The sequence below is a fragment of the Paracoccus sp. M683 genome (genome assembly GCF_007096355.1).
Lineage (GTDB): Bacteria > Pseudomonadota > Alphaproteobacteria > Rhodobacterales > Rhodobacteraceae > Paracoccus.
Window position 1 is genome coordinate 73,695 of record NZ_VKDF01000014.1, and the last position, 15,825, is coordinate 89,519.

Annotated in this window: 15 protein-coding genes; 5 read left to right on the forward strand and 10 right to left on the reverse strand. The window is 62.5% G+C overall.

The annotated features are described in order from the left end of the window. The first annotated feature begins 80 nt into the window (after window positions 1-80). The gene (ggt, locus tag FNJ84_RS18480) at window positions 81-1,883 is read left to right on the forward strand and encodes a gamma-glutamyltransferase (protein WP_143794748.1); all 1,803 of its coding nucleotides are present in this window, start codon (window positions 81-83) and stop codon (window positions 1,881-1,883) included. Window positions 1,884-2,063: 180 nt separating this feature from the next. After that, a complete protein-coding gene (locus FNJ84_RS18485) occupies window positions 2,064-3,158 on the forward strand; it encodes a TRAP transporter substrate-binding protein (RefSeq protein ID WP_143794749.1) in 1,095 nt (364 codons plus the stop codon). Window positions 3,159-3,227: 69 nt separating this feature from the next. Here FNJ84_RS18485 and FNJ84_RS18490 read toward each other — a convergent pair whose 3' ends face one another. The 6 genes from FNJ84_RS18490 to FNJ84_RS18515 all read right to left on the reverse strand — a co-directional run bounded on the left by FNJ84_RS18490 (window position 3,228) and on the right by FNJ84_RS18515 (window position 8,875). Next, entirely contained in the window at window positions 3,228-3,869 is a 642-nt protein-coding gene (locus FNJ84_RS18490; protein WP_185968598.1) for a glutathione S-transferase family protein, read from the reverse strand. A gap of 27 nt (window positions 3,870-3,896) precedes the next feature. Beyond that, on the reverse strand, window positions 3,897-4,181 hold the full coding sequence (locus FNJ84_RS18495; protein ID WP_143794751.1) for a DUF4242 domain-containing protein: 285 nt from the start codon (window positions 4,179-4,181) through the stop codon (window positions 3,897-3,899). Between the two features lie 50 nt (window positions 4,182-4,231). After that, window positions 4,232-5,722 carry a hypothetical protein gene (locus FNJ84_RS18500; RefSeq protein WP_143794752.1) on the reverse strand — a complete coding sequence of 497 codons (1,491 nt, stop codon included), beginning with the start codon at window positions 5,720-5,722 and terminating at the stop codon, window positions 4,232-4,234. Window positions 5,723-5,782: 60 nt separating this feature from the next. Then, window positions 5,783-5,986, reverse strand: a complete 204-nt coding sequence (locus tag FNJ84_RS18505) for a hypothetical protein (RefSeq protein ID WP_143794753.1) — start codon at window positions 5,984-5,986, stop codon at window positions 5,783-5,785. Window positions 5,987-6,091: 105 nt separating this feature from the next. Beyond that, complete coding sequence (locus FNJ84_RS18510; protein ID WP_143794754.1) at window positions 6,092-7,567, reverse strand: PLP-dependent aminotransferase family protein; 1,476 nt, start codon at window positions 7,565-7,567, stop codon at window positions 6,092-6,094. A 108-nt stretch (window positions 7,568-7,675) separates the two neighbouring features. Then, window positions 7,676-8,875, reverse strand: coding sequence for an MFS transporter (locus FNJ84_RS18515; protein ID WP_143794755.1), 1,200 nt, complete (start codon window positions 8,873-8,875; stop codon window positions 7,676-7,678). A gap of 592 nt (window positions 8,876-9,467) precedes the next feature. Here FNJ84_RS18515 and FNJ84_RS18520 point away from each other — a divergent pair. Beyond that, entirely contained in the window at window positions 9,468-9,833 is a 366-nt protein-coding gene (locus tag FNJ84_RS18520) for an aminotransferase class I/II-fold pyridoxal phosphate-dependent enzyme (protein WP_221932008.1), read from the forward strand. 103 nt (window positions 9,834-9,936) lie between these two features. Here the strand turns inward: FNJ84_RS18520 and FNJ84_RS18525 are convergent, their stop codons facing one another. Both FNJ84_RS18525 and FNJ84_RS18530 read right to left on the reverse strand, forming a co-directional pair. Further along, the gene (locus tag FNJ84_RS18525; protein WP_143794757.1) at window positions 9,937-10,470 is read right to left on the reverse strand and encodes an isochorismatase family protein; all 534 of its coding nucleotides are present in this window, start codon (window positions 10,468-10,470) and stop codon (window positions 9,937-9,939) included. Beyond that, window positions 10,457-11,098 carry a TetR/AcrR family transcriptional regulator gene (locus FNJ84_RS18530; protein ID WP_143794758.1) on the reverse strand — a complete coding sequence of 214 codons (642 nt, stop codon included), beginning with the start codon at window positions 11,096-11,098 and terminating at the stop codon, window positions 10,457-10,459. Before FNJ84_RS18530 ends, FNJ84_RS18525 begins: the two co-directional genes overlap by 14 nt. 86 nt (window positions 11,099-11,184) lie before the next feature. Here FNJ84_RS18530 and FNJ84_RS18535 point away from each other — a divergent pair, with 86 nt between their 5' ends. Next, window positions 11,185-12,738: a 4-hydroxyphenylacetate 3-hydroxylase family protein gene (locus tag FNJ84_RS18535; RefSeq protein WP_143794759.1), complete on the forward strand. Its 1,554-nt coding sequence runs from the start codon at window positions 11,185-11,187 to the stop codon at window positions 12,736-12,738. A 96-nt stretch (window positions 12,739-12,834) separates the two neighbouring features. Here the strand turns inward: FNJ84_RS18535 and FNJ84_RS18540 are convergent, their stop codons facing one another. Together FNJ84_RS18540 and FNJ84_RS18545 are read right to left on the reverse strand one after the other, a co-directional pair. Next, window positions 12,835-13,326 carry a GNAT family N-acetyltransferase gene (locus tag FNJ84_RS18540; protein ID WP_255471293.1) on the reverse strand — a complete coding sequence of 164 codons (492 nt, stop codon included), beginning with the start codon at window positions 13,324-13,326 and terminating at the stop codon, window positions 12,835-12,837. Window positions 13,327-13,370: 44 nt separating this feature from the next. Next, window positions 13,371-15,068 carry an acyl-CoA dehydrogenase family protein gene (locus FNJ84_RS18545; protein ID WP_143794761.1) on the reverse strand — a complete coding sequence of 566 codons (1,698 nt, stop codon included), beginning with the start codon at window positions 15,066-15,068 and terminating at the stop codon, window positions 13,371-13,373. Window positions 15,069-15,172: 104 nt separating this feature from the next. Here FNJ84_RS18545 and FNJ84_RS18550 point away from each other — a divergent pair, with 104 nt between their 5' ends. Next, window positions 15,173-15,811 (forward strand): TetR/AcrR family transcriptional regulator, encoded by a 639-nt coding sequence (locus FNJ84_RS18550; RefSeq protein WP_143794762.1) that lies wholly within the window; start codon window positions 15,173-15,175, stop codon window positions 15,809-15,811. Window positions 15,812-15,825 lie beyond the last annotated feature (14 nt).

Here is a 15,825-nt window from a genome sequence, read left to right on the forward strand (position 1 = left end):
TTTCATGAAGAAGAAGCCCGGCTTGCCACTGGCGGTTGTGCGGGCCAGACTGCCCCTGTTGGGATTGCGGAGGGGATGAGATGAAAACCGGATTTTCACTGGTGACGGCGCTGCTTCTGGCGGGGGCGGCTTATGGGCAAGAGGCGGCCGACGCCGTGGCGCCCGAGGCTGCGACCGAGGCTGCAACGGTAGATGCCTTTGCCGGGTTGGGGCAGGCTGCAAAGGATGCGATGGCTGCAAAGCTGGCCGGGCAACCGGTGGCAGGCAAGGACTGGATGGTGACGGCGGCGCATCCGCTGGCGGTCGAGGCCGGGGCAAAGGTGCTGGCGGCAGGCGGAAGTGCCGCCGATGCGATGGTCGCCGTTCAGGTGGTGCTGGGGCTGGTCGAGCCGCAAAGCAGCGGTCTGGGCGGTGGTGCCTTTCTGGTCTGGTATGACGCGGCATCGGGTCAGATGACGACATTGGATGCGCGTGAGATGGCACCGGCCGCCGCGACGCCCACGCTGTTCCAGGACGAGGCAGGCGAGCCGCTGGAGTTCATGGAGGCTGTTGTCGGTGGTCGGTCGGTCGGCGTGCCCGGCACGCCCGCGTTACTGGAAGAGGCGCATCGGCGATGGGGCAAGTCGAACTGGGCCACGTTGTTCGCCGATGGTATCCGGCTGGCGGATGAGGGTTTTTCTGTCAGTCCGCGTCTGGCCGAACTGGTCGCGGGCGAGGGCGAGGCGCTGCAATCTGACCCGGCGACGACCGCCTATTTCTTTCCCGGCGGCGCTGCGGTTGCGGCGGGTGATGTGCTGAAGAACCCCGATTATGCCGAAACCCTGCGGGTGCTGGCGCGTGACGGGGTCGATGGGTTTTACGGCGGGGTGATCGGTGCCGATATCGTGGCCGCCGTGCGTGGCCATGCCAGCAATCCCGGCGTGATGACGGCCGATGACATGGGCCGTTATCGCGTGGTCGAGCGGGCGCCGGTCTGCGTGGAATACCGGGCGCATGATGTCTGTGGCATGGGGCCTCCGTCATCAGGTGGGCTGACGGTGGGGCAGATATTGGGAATGCTGGGCGGTTATGATCTGGCCGCTTTGGGGCATGACAATGCGGCAAGCTGGCGGCTGATCGCGGATGCCTCGCGTTTGGCCTTTGCTGATCGGGGGCGCTATATGGCCGACGCTGATTTCGTGCCGATGCCGACCGAGGGGCTGATCGCGCCTGAATACCTGGCCGAGCGTGGGGCGCTGCTGGCGGGCGATGATGCCCTGCCCGAGGTCAGCGCCGGTTCGCCGGGCTGGTCCCATGCGATGCTGTGGGGGCAGGATTCGGCGCTTGAGCTGCCCTCGACCACGCATATCGCCATTGTCGATGCCGACGGGAATGCGCTGTCCATGACCTCGACCATCGAGAACGGCTTTGGATCGCGGGTCATGGCGGCTGGTTTTCTGCTGAACAACGAGTTGACCGATTTCAGTTTCGAGACCCATGACGAGGCCGGCTATCCCATCGCCAATGTGGTCGAGCCGGGCAAGCGGCCGCGGTCCTCGATGGCGCCGAGCATGGTCATGAAGGATGGCAAGCCCGTACTGGTCATCGGCTCGCCCGGTGGCAGCCGCATCATCGGCTATGTCGCCAAGGCCATAATCGGGAATCTGGATTGGGGGCTGGATGTGCAGCAGGCCATCGACCTGCCGAATGTCCTCAGCCGATTCGGCCCGTTGGATGTCGAGGCGGGCACCGGTGCCACCCAGATGGTGCAGGCGCTGATGGATCTGGGTTTCGAGGTGAACGAGACCGAGCTGAACAGCGGGCTGCAAGGCATCGCCATCACGCCCGAGGGGCTGGAAGGCGGGGCCGATCCCCGGCGCGAAGGGATTGCGCTTGGCGGCTGATCGGCGAATGGCTGCAGGATTGGCCTGGGTGGCGGTTGGTTCAGGTTGAACTGGCAGGTCGCTCGGCTGCAAAGGGGCAATGTGGCGCTGGTGGACCAGATACTGAAGCGGTTGGGACAGTAGCGCTGGAATCGCGGGGCGGTTGAGGCCAGTCGCGATATTTCTTGGAGGGATCAGATCATGAAACGCCGTGATTTTCTGGCCAGCGGGGCCGTGGGTGCCGCAGGTATGGGCCTTGCCAGCCCGGCCATTGCGCAAAGCGCGCCGGTGCTGCAATGGCGGCTGCAATCCAGCTATCCCAAATCGCTGGACACGATCTATGGCGCGTCCGAAACCTTTGCCAAGGCGGTGCATGAGGCCTCGGACGGGAATTTCCAGATCCAGGTTTTCGCGGCGGGCGAGATCGTGCCGCCCCTGGCCATCGTCGAGGGTGTGCAAAGCGGCACGGTCGAGATGGGGCAGACCGGGTCCTATTTCTATATCGGTCTGGATCCGGCTTTCGCATTCGGAACCAGCCTGCCATTTGGGCCGAACACCCGGTTCCAGCAGGCCTGGTTCACCGAAATGGGCGGCAATGATTTGTTCAACGAATTTCTGGGTGGCTACAATATCCACCACCTGCCGCTTGGTGGAACCGGCGCGCAGATGGGGGGCTGGTTCCGCAAGGAAATCAACTCGATCGCCGATCTGAAGGGGTTGAAGATGCGGATCGGCGGGCTTTCGGGCATGATCCTGCAAAAGCTGGGACTGGTGCCCAGCCAGATCGCGGCGGGCGATGTCTATCCCTCGCTGGAACGTGGCACCATCGACGCGGCAGAGTTCGTCGGTCCCTATGACGACGAGAAGCTGGGCCTGTCCAAGGTTGCGCCCTATTATTACTATCCCGGCTTCTGGGAAGGCGCGGCCACGCTGAGCCTGTTCATCGGGCTGGACAAGTGGAACGAACTGCCCGACCGCTATCGCAGCATCCTGACCACGGCGGCCGGCTATGCGGGTGCGCTGCAACTGGCGAAATACGACGCCCAGAACGCCGAGGCACTGCGGCGGCTGGTTGCGGCCGGGGCACAGTTGCGGGTCTTTCCCGGCGACGTGCTGGAGGCAAGCTATAACGCCGCGAAGGAGTTCTATGCCGAAACGGCGGCGAAAAGCCCGGCTTTCAAGACGCTGTATGATCACCAGATGGCCTTCAGGGATGCGTCGCTGCCGTGGTTGCAGATCTCGGAATATGCCTATGACACATTGTTGTTGCAGGCGGCGCAGCAGGGGGTGAACTAGGCGCTGCCCCATGCAGCGCCATCCCATGTCATTGCCCCTGACGGCCTTTGTGCACGGGCTGGCGGATCATCAACCGTGACGCGGCCGCACCCGCGCCACGCTGGCCCGCTTCGCCACTGATGCATAAAGGCCAGCCAGGCGCGGCCTGACGGCCAATGAAACGGGATCGTCGCCAAAGAACTCGATCAGCATATAGGCATAGAGATCCAGCGCGCTGACCCCGCTGGCCAGCAGGAACGGCGCGCCCATGATGGCCTGATCCATCAGCGTGAACTGGTCGAGCAACCGCCGGCGCGCATTGTCGACCAGCGCCGGATGGCTTCGCGGATCGTCAAGAAATCGCTCGGGGTGGTTGAACTGGATGAAGGTCATGTAGGGGCTTGCGGCCATATAGATCAGCCAGCGCAGAAACCGCGCCCTGTCGGGATGGTCAGGGGCGGGAACAAGCGATGGCTGGGGGTGGTGCTCGCCCAAGGCGATGATGATGGCGGCGGTCTCGCCGATGATCTCGCCTGACGGGAATGCGAGGGCGGGAACCTGCCCGGTCGGGTTCAGGGCCAGATAGTCCGGCGACCTGTGCGCGCCGGCCGCCATGTCCACGGCGACCCGCTGATAGGGGACCTGCATCTCGTCGAGCAAAAGTTCGACGACCATCGCCCCGGACATCTTTTCCCAGAAAAGCCGGTAATGACCTGTTTCGACTTTCGCCATTGCGCACCTCATTCAGCCAGGCGCCAGTCAGCTGTTGGCCGTCAACGGATCTATCACCTGCGGGATTTCCGTGATCGTGGCGACGGGGATGCCCGACAGCTCGGAATGCCGTAGGATCGCCGCCTCGCTGTCTGCCAGGTAAATGCAGAAGGTCTTGTCACTTGCCACATAGGTCTGGACCCATTGGATTCCCGTGCCGATCCGGTCCAGCGCCTGATTTGACGCGCGGGCGGCACCGCAAAGCTCGGCAACCGACATTTGGCCGATCGCGGGAATGTCACGCTCGATCATGAAGCGTTTCAACTGTGTCATCGTACGTTCCTTTCTTGTTCACGGTTTCTGGCAGCGCGCCGGGCGCAGTGTCAGTCAAATCGACCCAGCCCCGCCAGACTTCGCGCCCGGTTGGGCGAGACGGCCAGCGCGGCCTTGTAGGTGTCTGTTGCTTCCTCGGCCCGCTGCATTGCGGCCAGCATATCGCCCAGTAACTCGCGCGCGGGCAGGACATGGCCGGGGGTGACCGGGGCTTTGCCAACGGCATCCTCGGTCTCGGCAGCGGCTTGCATCAGCGACAGTCCCGCATCGCGGTCGACCTCGTTGAAGGTCGCCCAGGCCTTGATCGCGCCCAACTGAGCGTCGGTCAGCCTTGCCCAATCGTCAAGGCCACGGTCGGCCATCACCTTGCGCAGCGCGGCAAGCCGGGTCTGCGCCACCTGCGCCGCCGCCGGATCGTTCGACATCACGGCCCCCAGACCCTTTGCATACCAGGTGATCGCCACGGCCTGCGGGAAACGGTCCCAGCTGATCGCCGCATGGGCAGCCGGCACCAGCGCGGCAGTGGCGGCCCAATCGCCGCTTTCCAGGGCGACCCGTGCCGGCGCGGCGGCAAGCGCATAGGCCGAGCCGAAATCGTCCTCGATCCTTGCCTGCCCCAGCAGGGCGGCAACCTCGGCGGCGGCGGCTTCGGTCCGCCCCTGCTGTAGCAGCGCATAGACAAGGTAATCTTGCGCATGGGCGTAATGCCACGAGACCAGAGCGCCCGCCATGGGCTGATCCAGCGCCGCTGCGGCCGAGCGCCGGTTCCGGGCCTCGACCTCGGCCCATTTTCCAAGCCGGACGAAGATATGCGACGGCATGTGCAGCGCATGCGGCACATCGGGGGCCATCTTGTCATAGCCCTCGGCAAATTCAGCGGCCCTGTCGGCCAGCGCCGGATGGTCATAGGCATGGATGGCATAGTGGAAGGGCGCCGGATGGTCCGGTGCCTTCCGGTGCAGAGCCTCCAGCATGGCGCCGGCCTTGGTCCGGGTCGGAAAACCGGGGTCTCCGGGCGCGGCGGTGGCCAGCATCGCAAGGGCAGCGAATGCGCCGGCGTCCACGTCCTCGGGATAGTCCAGGGCCAGTGTCTGCTGATCCGCCGCCCAGGCCCTCAGCCGTTCCGGGTAAGGTTCGGCAGCCTTGGCATAAAAGGCGGTCACAGCAGTGATATAGGCGGCTTCACGCGGGGTAGGTGCGGCGATCCGGCTTAGCCGTTCCACCGCTTCAAGACCGATGGCCAGCGCCGCATCCGACTGCCCGCCGTGCCATGTCGGTTGGAACTGGGTCATCGCCACGCCCCATATGGCCATCGCGCAGGTGGGATCGGCTGCGGCCGAGGCGCGGAACCGATCCTCGGCCTGATCGTAGGCCATATGATGCAGCAGCACGAGGCCTTGGGTGAAGCGATCCTGTGCGGCGCCGGTGCAGGTGATCGGAAAGCCGACCTTGCCCAACCCGGCCATGTCATCATCGGCGCTGGCGGTGGCCGCGAAGGCCACGCCGCATAGCACGAGAAGAAAGAATGGCGGTCTGCGCATCATGGTGTTCCCTGTTCATGTTCGAGCCCCGCATCAAGCGGCGTCCACCGGCAACATCTGTCAGATCTGTGCCGAGGCGGGATCAAAGACCCCGCAGGAATGCCGCTGAACCTGCCAGCCCGGATGGTCCTTGGCCCAGTCTGCCGCCAGAAACTGTGCGCTGGTCATGCATTGGATCAATGTCATGTCGGTCAGCAGGCGGGTTTCGGTCCGGCAGCTATCGGGCGCGCCTGTCAGGCAGGCGACGAGGATGAATTCAATCATGGTGCCCTCATGGAATGGGGGCGAGCTCGCTATGGGTAAGATTTGACTGTAGGAAATTTCCCGATTCCCGCAGAGGTCCACTTTACGTCTGTTTGTGGGGGCCAATTACAGGCAGGGTCGCACGGCCTCGCGCAGCAGCACGACATTCCGCTCGATCTCTGTGACGGGGACGGCGGCGAAGCCGAGATGCAGGGCCTCGGGCGCGCCGCCGCCATAGCAATAGACCCCCATCGGGCGCGCGACCAGGCCAGCCGCCGCGGCGTGGCGCGCCACCTTGATACCCGACACGCCATCGGGAAGATGCGCGATGATCTGCAACCCGCCGGCCGGGCATTCGATCCGCAGCAGATCACCAAAATGGCGCTGCAACATCTCGATCAGGCGGGCGCGCCGCGAGCGATAGCGCTTGCGCATCCGGGTGATGTGGCGGGCGAAATCGCCATCGCGGATCAGGTCCGCCAAAGCAGCCTGGATATGCAGGGCCGGCTCGACGCCCTGACGAAAAACTTCGGTCTCGAAACGCTCGACCAGATCGACCGGAACGACAAAATAGGCGGTTCGGATCGCCGGAACCAGAACCTTCGAGAACGTCCCGACATAAAGCACCCGACCCGATCCGCGCGAGTGCAGGGTTGGAAGCGGCGCGCCATCAAGACGGAACTCGCTGTCATAGTCATCCTCGATGATCCAGGCTTTGATTTGCGCGGCCCAGTCCAGCAGCATGGTCCGCCGCGCGTCCGACAAGGATGTGCCCGTCGGCCATTGATGGGCCGGGGTCAGATAGGCGCCGGCGCATTCGATCCTGCGCCGGACCAGGTCATCAATGCAGGCGCCCTTGTCATCGACCGGCACCAGCAGCAGATCATGGCCGATGCTGGCCAGAACGCGCTTGGCGACGACATAGCCGGGATCCTCGACCATGATCCGCGATCCGGGCCGCCACATGACGCTGGCGATCGCACGGATCGCGGCGCGGGTTGATGTCACGACGATGACCTGTTCGGCACGACAGACTACGCCGCGCGACATGTTCAGATATTTGGCCAGTTCCTGCCGCAGGGGACCATAACCGCCGGGATGCGCGTAATCGAGAATGGACTGGTCGCTGCGCAGGGCATGCCGGCGCAGCAGCCGGGACCAGCGCAGACGCGGGAATGCGTCCAGGGCGGGGACGCCCGGCTGAAAGGCCAGCGCCGCCGGCTCGCCGATAAATTCGTCCAGATCCTGCGGGCGAAACTGGTCGTGCGCACGCAGGGTTCGAAACAGCGTTCTGGTTTCCTGGGCACCATCAGGTCCCGGTGCGCCCGGCGCCAGCGCCACGCGCGTGCCAGAACCCCGGATCGTTTCCAAAAAGCCCTCGGCAATCAGTTGGTCATAGGCCCTTGCACAAGTATTGCGCGAGACGCCCAGATCACGCGCCATCGCCCGCGAAGCCGGCAGAAAGCTGCCCTGGCGCAAATTCCTTTCGACCATCGCCAGACGAAGCTGCTCGGTGATCTGTTTGTACAGCGGGGCCGGACTTTCACGATCAAGAACGATCCAGTTCAGCAGGGCCTTTTGTCGGGATGAGCGCCTTTTCATCAGCGTTGATCCATTCGCTCAGTAGACCTGGACTGTCAGGATAGCACAGATTCACGCTGGTCCGTTGCCCTGCTGCCTTTCACTGGCCCATGCTGCTTGCGGCGATGGCTATGACGCGAAAGGTCCGCCATCGTCGCCACGATCGTTTCGGTCCGGCATCAGAGTGGCAACCACAGTTCCCAAAAAGCAAAGCAAAGCCGCGAAAAGAAAGACATAGCTGCTGCTGATCGGATAAAGATGCGCGCTGGCCAGAATTGCCAGCGCGGTGATCAGGCCCACCGCGGCCGAATATATGCCCGAGGCGCTTGAAAGAAATTCAGGCGCAATGCTTTGCCGCATATAGAAAGCAACGCCGATCTGGGTAAAACCAAGTGTCGCCCCTTGCAGAAGTTGAACAACAAGGGTCGGCGCAAGTTCAGCCGAAAGCCCGAAAATTCCCCATCGCAGGATACCCGCGATGCAGGCGATACGGATGATCTTTCCGGCCGACAGTCGGGCGGTAATGCGTTTGCCAAGCACGAAGGCAACAATTTCCACACCAACGCCTATGCTCCAGAAAATGCCAATGGCCGAGGTCGAGTGCCCGGCCTCCATCCAGCGAAATGTGCTGTAGGCGTAAAAGACGCCATGGCATGCCTGGGAAATTGCCGCACTGCCAAGCAGGACAAGAAAGCCGCGGCTGCGTAAAGCGCGCGATATTGCCGCGAATGTAATCGCAGCTTGGGCATCCCGCGCACGGGATGGAAGCCCGCGGGATGTAACAAGCTGCGCCATCAGGGCCGCCAGCAGCAGCCATATGATCGCCCTTGCATCGAACCAGTCGACAAGAAATCCACAAAGCAGGGTCGTCGCCACAACAGATGCCGACCCCCAGGCACGAACCTGTCCGAAATCCAGCCGGAAAACCGTCAGATTTGCGATCAGGATGGATTCGGCCAGTGGCACAAGCGGCGAGACGAGCGACCGGTAAATAAGAAAGACCGCAACCACCAGAACCGCGCCGGTGATTGTCGTCATGGCGAATGTCGCACAGATCGCACCGACGATCAGCCCGATCAGGATCGTCTTGTTTCGCCGGGTACGGTCGGCCAGCGTGCCGACCAAGGGGTTGATGACAACGGCGATGATTGCCGCTGCCGCCATGCATGTCCCGATGGTCGCCTCGCCAAGCCCTTGGGCCTTCAGCCAAAGCGGCATGAACGTGATTCCGATGGCTATCTGCGCATAGAGCGCAATATAGAACGCGTAGAACACCATGTTCTGCCATCCCCCGAACCAACCGTTTCCTGAAGAAATCCACCATTGCAAGCGGGATTGGAAGCCGGCGCTGAAGTTTTCGGGGCGATGGCGGGATCACGGAATGATCTTTCCGCGACCTGTCGCACAGGGACAAATCCCCGGCGCGGCCGCCAGGTCATCTTTCAAAAAACAACGAAAAACAAATGCCTGACCAGAGGAATCCTGGCAGGTGCAAAGGGCGCCTTCCTATGTTGAAAAGCCCCCGGCGCGAACCTGACGCATTCCGGGTTTTGGGGCACGGCAAACCCCCGATGATTTTTTTCGGGGGTTTGCTTCTACAGCGATACCGAATGACCTCGGAGAGGGGCTCATTTCTCATGATCTCTGAAGGGATTGTATGAGTGGGGACCGCATCCCAGAGATGACACTGTGATCAGTCAGGCCCATGCCAGGGATCTCGGTGACGCTCAGCACCAATGACACATTGACAGGGACGAGGGTCCAAATGCCTGCCTTTCGACCGGTGACACAGGTTCTTTGGCACCGGTCGGCCTTTGCAGACTCGTCGGTCTCCTGTCGGCGCACATCCTCGCAGTGGCCCTGAACCGACACGATGGATATGCCTATGTCGTAGCAATGGGCCGCCATGGTGATATCGGTCATGCTGAGCGGGAAGGGGCGCTCGGAGCAGGGCCGGGCCGAGTTCGTCAGACGGCGCATGCTTGTGCTGGACGGGCTGGCCCGCATCGGGCTGTCGGTTCCAGTCCCGCCCGACGGTGCCTTTTACGTCTATTTCGATGTCAGCAGTACCCGTCTGACCGCTTGGGAGGTCTGCGAGCGGGTGCTGGAAGAGGTCCATGTCGCGCTGACACCGGGGAAGGATTTCGGCGCGTGCGGTGCAGACAGATATGTGCGGCTGTCCTATGCGGCCTCCAGCGAGAACCTGGAGGAGGCCATGCGGCGGCTCGGCCGGTTCATGGATCGCTTGGCCGAAAGCACCAAAGCGTTGCGCGCAGCCAGCGCATAGGCCGATGTTCGGCGGGCGGGTGAGGCGATGGCGATACGGCGCACCGGCGGTCGTTGGCATCCGTGGTGGTTGCCGGCGACCCGCCAAACCGACCCCACGAGCCTCACTTTATCAAGGCGACCACCTGGCGGAACATCGGATGCTCAGCGGTCTGAAGCCACTCGAACGCGACCATTTCGGTGGTGACGATCTCGGCCCCATGCCGCGCCATCCGACGCAAGGCGGCTTCCTTGTTTTCTGGTGTGCGAGAACCAATCGCATCGCGCGCGACGAAGGTTCTGCGAGAGGCGGCGAGCAGGCCGAGAACGGTCTGCTGGACGCAGACATGCGCCTCGCATCCGAGGACGATCACCTCGGCATCGGAAGGCACCAGATCCAGAAAACCATCCTCCCGGCAGGCGTTGAAGGATTGCTTGTGCACCAGCGGGTACTGTTCCACCGGGATCTCGCTCACCGTGACACCAAGGCCCTTGGCGTTCTGTTCTGTGAACAGGCGCGGAACGTCCAGCAGTCTTGCGATCTGGATCAGTCGGCTGGCGTTCCTGACAGTGATCTCGCCCTCATGGATCGCCGGCATGAGTCGCGCCTGAAAGTCGATCGTGAGCAGCAGTGATCGAGCCGGATCAATTGTCCGCATGGCGCAGGCCTTGCCCAAGCTGTTCAACCCTGCTGTCGACATAGGTCTCCATCAGCTCGGGAGCCGAAGCACCGAACATTCGAATGCGGCCGGTATGTAGCAGCAGCAGAAGCCCGGCAGCATGGGCGAAGCAGTCGACCATCAGCAGATTGCCCTGCTGCCGCGACGCACCCAGTTCAACTGCGGCCTCAGCGATGGGATGCAAGGCGGCCTCCAGTGCGGCGTTCAGACGCAAATCCCGGTCTTGCCCCAGTCCGGCCGGCTTCATGCCGCCACGAAACAGGTAGAAACCAAGGTCCAGATCACGAGGGTTCGCGGCATAGAACTGGAAGAAGGACATCGCAGCGGCTTTCAGCTTTTGATGGGGCGAACTCGCGTGTGAGACCGCAGAGCCGACCTCGGCACCAAGCGATTCCAGCGAGGTCTGCAGCACTTCGGCATACATCGCCTCCTTGGAGTCGAAGTGAAAATAGAGCGCTGCTGGCGTATAGCCCGCGCGCACGGCGATGGCCCGGAGACTTGCCCCGTCCAATCCTTCTTCAGCAAAGACCTGCCGCGCCGCATCAAGGATCAACTCGCGCTTGCGCTCGCTTACGGCCTCTCGTCGGCTTTGCCGGTTTTCAGTCATCGTGCCTCCGAATCTTTCTTGACCGAATCTAACACTGTTTAGTAATTTAACGTTGTTAAAATTTTTGAACGCAATGGAGAATCATCATGTTGATGTCGGCCGAGGAATACCGGGAGTCGTTGCGAGTCTACAAACCGCGCGTCTTCGTGAATGGAAATGCTGTTGAGAGTGTCGCTGACCACCCCCTGCTGGCACCGGGCATTGCTGCCGTCGGTGTCACCTATGATTTCGCGCGGCAGGAAAGGCATCTGCCGATCATGACAGCGCGGCAAGGAACGTCCGGGAAAGTCGTCAACCGGATGCTGCATATCAACGAGACATCTCAGGATCTTCTCTACAAGCTCGAGGCGGTACGACTGGTGTGCCGGGCATCCGGCTGCGCACAGCGCTACCTGACCCATGATGCGCTGAACGGCATCTACCAGGCGACGAAGCTGACCGACGACCGTCATGGCACGGATTACGGTCAGCGCTTCCTGAACTATCTTCACGATATTCAGGACCGCGATCTGACGCTTGGCGTCGCGATGACGGATGCCAAGGGTGATCGGTCCAAGCGCCCGGGTCAGCAAGTGAACCCCGATGTTTATGTGCACATCAAGGAACGGCGGAAGGACGGCATCGTCATCCGTGGCACCAAGGCGATCGTCACCGGCGCACCCTATATGCACGAGTTTCTGGTCATGCCCTGCCGCACCCATGCCCCGGAAGACAGCGCCTTTGCAGTCTGCTGCGCTGTTCCTTGCGACGCCCCCGGCGTGACCATTATCTCGCGGCCAGCTGGCCAACCCGGACAGGCATCGGCAAAGTTTTCGGGCAAATATGGTCAGGCGGTGGCCATGGTGGTGTTCGATGATGTGTTTGTGCCCCATGACCGGGTGTTCCTGGCGGGCGAGACTGAGGAAGGCGGCTATCTGACAACATCCTATGCCACCCATCATCGCCATTCCTGCATCGGCGCCCGCGCCGGCTTTGGCGATCTGCTGATCGGCGCCGGCGCGCTGATGATCGAGGCGAATGGTCTTGATGCCGACAGGCACTCGCATATCCGCGAGGCGATGGTCGAACTCATTACCATCACCGAAAGCTTCTACGCCTGCGGTGTCGCCTCATCGGTCTATTGCACCAAGGACCCGGCTGGATCGGTGATGCCCGATGCCGTCTTCTCGAATATCGGAAAACTGCTGCTGGCCACCAAGATCTACGACATGCACCGTGTGGCCCACTATGTTTCCGGCGGCCTGATCGTCTCGCTGCCCGGCCCTGATGAAGACCATAACCCCGAGACCAAGGCCTCGATCGCAGCCGTGATGGGCGGCCGGGCCGATATCCCCACGGAGCAGCGTGCCGAAGTGGCGCGCTTCATCGAGGATCTGACGGTCTCGCACGAGGCTGGCTGGTACTCGGTCATCTCGCTGCATGGCGGTGGCTCGCCCGAAGCGATGAAGCGCGAGATCTGGCGCAACTATCCCGTCATGGAAAAGGCGGAACTGGTGTCAAGCCTTCTCGAGCGCGGCATCCTGAACGAAGGTCAGCGCGCCTCCAAACAGCCTGGCCGGTGTTGCGCGACAGGCTGCGAGGTGCCGGAGGCGCCCAAAGCCTCCGCGGCGAGTGCGATTGAGACCACCGCCGGCGAATAGCTTTTGCCATCGGTCGCTTTGCCACCCCGGACGCCTTCGTCCGGGGTGGCGTTCATGAAGGATGGGAGCGCGAGATGGGGTGCACCGGCTCTCGACTTACCGCCTGACGAACCTCTGCTCCTGAACCTCCTTGCCCCATTGTGCCCCTGGGCGTTCTTCGGCCAGGTCGAAGCCACAGCTCTCATAGAGGTGTCGTGCGGCATTGAGGCCGCTGAAGGTCCAGAGATGGGACTCGGTGAAGCCCTGAGCGTCGACAAACTCCAGGGCGGAGGTCAACAGCTTGCGACCGATGCCGCGACCCCTGATGCGGTCGTCGACGATGAACCAGCGCAGATGCGCGATGCCCTCACCCAGATCCTCACCGTCGATTGCGACCGAGCCGACGATCTGGTTGCCCTGCATCGCGACCCAGATCTGGTTCTTGGGATGGCCAAGGCGGTCGTAGAATTCGGCAAGCCCGCGCGCGACCACGGATTCGAAGGGCTGCCCGAATCCAGAGTTGCGGGCATAAAAATGCGCGTGAAGCTGCGTGATCCGCGCAATTTGGCCGGTCTGGTAGCCGGCGACGACTCGAGTCTCGGACAGCATGTCTTGTCCTTTCATTCTGCTGCCTTCAATCCGGCCGTCACGCTTCACCCCGCGACGGTCGCACGATCCATGATCCGCTTCGCCGTGTTCTGATCGATCGCCAGCGCCATCGTGCCGAAATGCGATCCCCAGGCGCCGGATATCCCGGCGCTGCGCGTCGCCAGAAAGGCGTCTGCGATCTGGTTCGGGCTATAGCGCAGCAGTTCCGCCGCCTGAAGCAGCCGGGCAATGGCTTCGGTCATGGGTCGTGCCAGAAACTCGTCATCCAGCGCCTCGTGGATCAATCGCTCGGTCAGACCCTTCATGGCGTCGAAACGCGCATCCTGACCGCGCAGGGGGCGCACCTCGTCCAGCAACGCCTCGATGGTGCGCGGATCTTTCTGCATGGCGCGACGGACATCCATGCACATCATGTTGGCGGTGCCTTCCCAGATGCTGTTCAGCGGCGCCTCACGATAGAGCCGCGCCATTGGGTTTTCCTCGATGAAGCCGTTGCCGCCATGGCATTGCAGCGCCTCATTGGCGATTGCGGGCGCACGCGAGCAGTTGAAGAACTTGGCCGCCGGAGTGGCAACGCGGGCCAGCAGGCGTTGGTGTTCATCGCTGTCCAGATCGTCGGTAGCCCGTGCCACGCGAAGCGCCATCAGCGTTGCGGCCTCAACCTCGACTGCCATATCCGCCAGCACATTCGTCATCATCGGACGGTCCGCAATTGAAGTTCCAAAAGCGTTGCGCGTCCGCGTGTGGTTCAGCGCGAGCGTCAAGCATTGCCGCATCAACCCGGCCGATCCGATGGCGAAGTCAAGCCGGGTCAGGTGCGAATGGGACAGGATTTCCCGCAACCCCCGACCCTCCTCGCCCACGCGGATCGCCATCGTGCCGGCATATTCGATCTCGCTGGAGGCATTCGACTTGTTGCCGGCCTTGTCCTTCAACCGCTGGATCAGGAACCGGTTGAAGCTGCCATCGGGCAGGGTGCGCGGCACGAAAAAGCAGGTGACGCCGCCATCGACCTTGGCGAGGGTGAAGAACCCGTCCGATTGCGGTACCGAACAGAACCACTTATGTCCGGTCAGTTCATACCAATGCGCGGTCTTGCCGTGGTAGTCGTCGGAGTGCGAAAAGCGCGCGGTCGTCTGCGTCTCGCGCAGGTCGGAGCCGCCCTGTTTCTCGGTCATCGCATAGCCGATCACGACCGATGGCTTGTCGCCCACTTCGCGCCGGTTGAATTCATATTCGGTGCCCTTGGCCTTTTCAGCCCAGATCGCGAGTGCTGGCTCGCTCTCGAACCCGGCATACGCGGCATAGGCCATGCCGGTCGGACAGCCAGTGCCCTGTTCGACCTGGTTCCAGACATAGGACAGGACCGCACGGGCGAAATGGCCGTTCTTCTGGTTCGTGCGCCAGGCGAGGTTGGGCACCTCGTGCTGCCATGCCAGCGACATGAGCTGATGCCAGCTTGGATGAAAATCGACCCAGTCGATGCGATTGCCGAAACGGTCATGGGTTTTCAGTTCCGGCAGATGACGATTTGCGAGGCGGGCAAGCTCCTGCACCTCTTCGTTCCCTGCAACCGCCCCCAGGGCCGCGCAGCGATCGGCCGCCCAAGGAGCCTCGCGCGCGACGGCCGCACGCAGGACCGCATCGCCGGTGAAGGCATTGAAGTCACTGGCGGGGCGCGCCTGATTGCGGACTTCATGCGTGGCATAACGATTGCGCAGGATTTCGGCGGTATCGGTCACTGGACTCTCCGTGAATGTGAATTCATATTCATTTTGGCAAGATTTGACGTGACTGTCGATTCGCGTCAAGATAAAATGAATCCTGATTCACTCAGCGAGCTTCCATGCCCGAACCGATCGTCTCGTCAAACAGCGGCACCGAAGTGCCCGGACCTTCGCGCCAGCCACGGCAGGCCGACAAGCCGGGCCAGATTCTCGCCGCCGCGCAGTCGGTGGTAATGGAGGGCGGTTTTGCCTCCTTGCAGATGACTGCGGTCGCCGCAGCGGCCGGCATCGCAGTTGGCACGATCTACCGCTATTACCCGTCACGCGCCGATCTCTGCGCCGCCATTGTCAGCTCCACCTCGCAGCGCGAACTGGATGTCATCTGCGCGATAGAAGCTTCAGACGCTTCGCCATCAGACAAGCTCCGTGACGGGGTGCGCACCTTTGTCGCCCGCGCCATGCAGGGACGACGGCTGGCCTATGGCCTGATCTTCGAGCCCATCGATCCGACCGTCGAGACAACGCGCTTGTACTATCGCCGCGCCATCGCAGATGTGTTCGAGCAGATTATCCGCAAGGGTATTGCGGTCGGTGAGTTCCGATCCCTTGATCCCGCAGTAGCAGCCACTTGCACCGTCGGTGCCTTCATGGAAGGCCTGATTGGCACGCTGGCACCAGATGCTGAAGGCGCGCCAGGGTGCGAGCACGCGCGCTCTGCCGAGATCGCGGAATACTGTCTTGCAGGCGTCAGCGCCTGACCTTGCAGGACCGT

What these genes read in the sequence shown, in the direction of transcription:
- FNJ84_RS18485 (WP_143794749.1), top strand. Translation starts at nt 2,064, where the DNA reads ATGAAACGCCGTGATTTTCTGGCCAGCGGGGCCGTGGGTGCCGCAGGT.
- FNJ84_RS18505 (WP_143794753.1), bottom strand. Translation starts at nt 5,986, where the DNA reads ATGATTGAATTCATCCTCGTCGCCTGCCTGACAGGCGCGCCCGATAGC.
- FNJ84_RS18510 (WP_143794754.1), bottom strand. Translation starts at nt 7,567, where the DNA reads ATGAAAAGGCGCTCATCCCGACAAAAGGCCCTGCTGAACTGGATCGTT.
- FNJ84_RS18550 (WP_143794762.1), top strand. Translation starts at nt 15,173, where the DNA reads ATGCCCGAACCGATCGTCTCGTCAAACAGCGGCACCGAAGTGCCCGGA.
- FNJ84_RS18530 (WP_143794758.1), bottom strand. Translation starts at nt 11,098, where the DNA reads ATGACTGAAAACCGGCAAAGCCGACGAGAGGCCGTAAGCGAGCGCAAG.
- FNJ84_RS18490 (WP_185968598.1), bottom strand. Translation starts at nt 3,869, where the DNA reads ATGGCGAAAGTCGAAACAGGTCATTACCGGCTTTTCTGGGAAAAGATG.
- FNJ84_RS18520 (WP_221932008.1), top strand. Translation starts at nt 9,468, where the DNA reads ATGCTGAGCGGGAAGGGGCGCTCGGAGCAGGGCCGGGCCGAGTTCGTC.
- FNJ84_RS18540 (WP_255471293.1), bottom strand. Translation starts at nt 13,326, where the DNA reads ATGCTGTCCGAGACTCGAGTCGTCGCCGGCTACCAGACCGGCCAAATT.
- FNJ84_RS18500 (WP_143794752.1), bottom strand. Translation starts at nt 5,722, where the DNA reads ATGCGCAGACCGCCATTCTTTCTTCTCGTGCTATGCGGCGTGGCCTTC.
- FNJ84_RS18535 (WP_143794759.1), top strand. Translation starts at nt 11,185, where the DNA reads ATGTTGATGTCGGCCGAGGAATACCGGGAGTCGTTGCGAGTCTACAAA.
- ggt (WP_143794748.1), top strand. Translation starts at nt 81, where the DNA reads ATGAAAACCGGATTTTCACTGGTGACGGCGCTGCTTCTGGCGGGGGCG.
- FNJ84_RS18525 (WP_143794757.1), bottom strand. Translation starts at nt 10,470, where the DNA reads ATGCGGACAATTGATCCGGCTCGATCACTGCTGCTCACGATCGACTTT.
- FNJ84_RS18495 (WP_143794751.1), bottom strand. Translation starts at nt 4,181, where the DNA reads ATGACACAGTTGAAACGCTTCATGATCGAGCGTGACATTCCCGCGATC.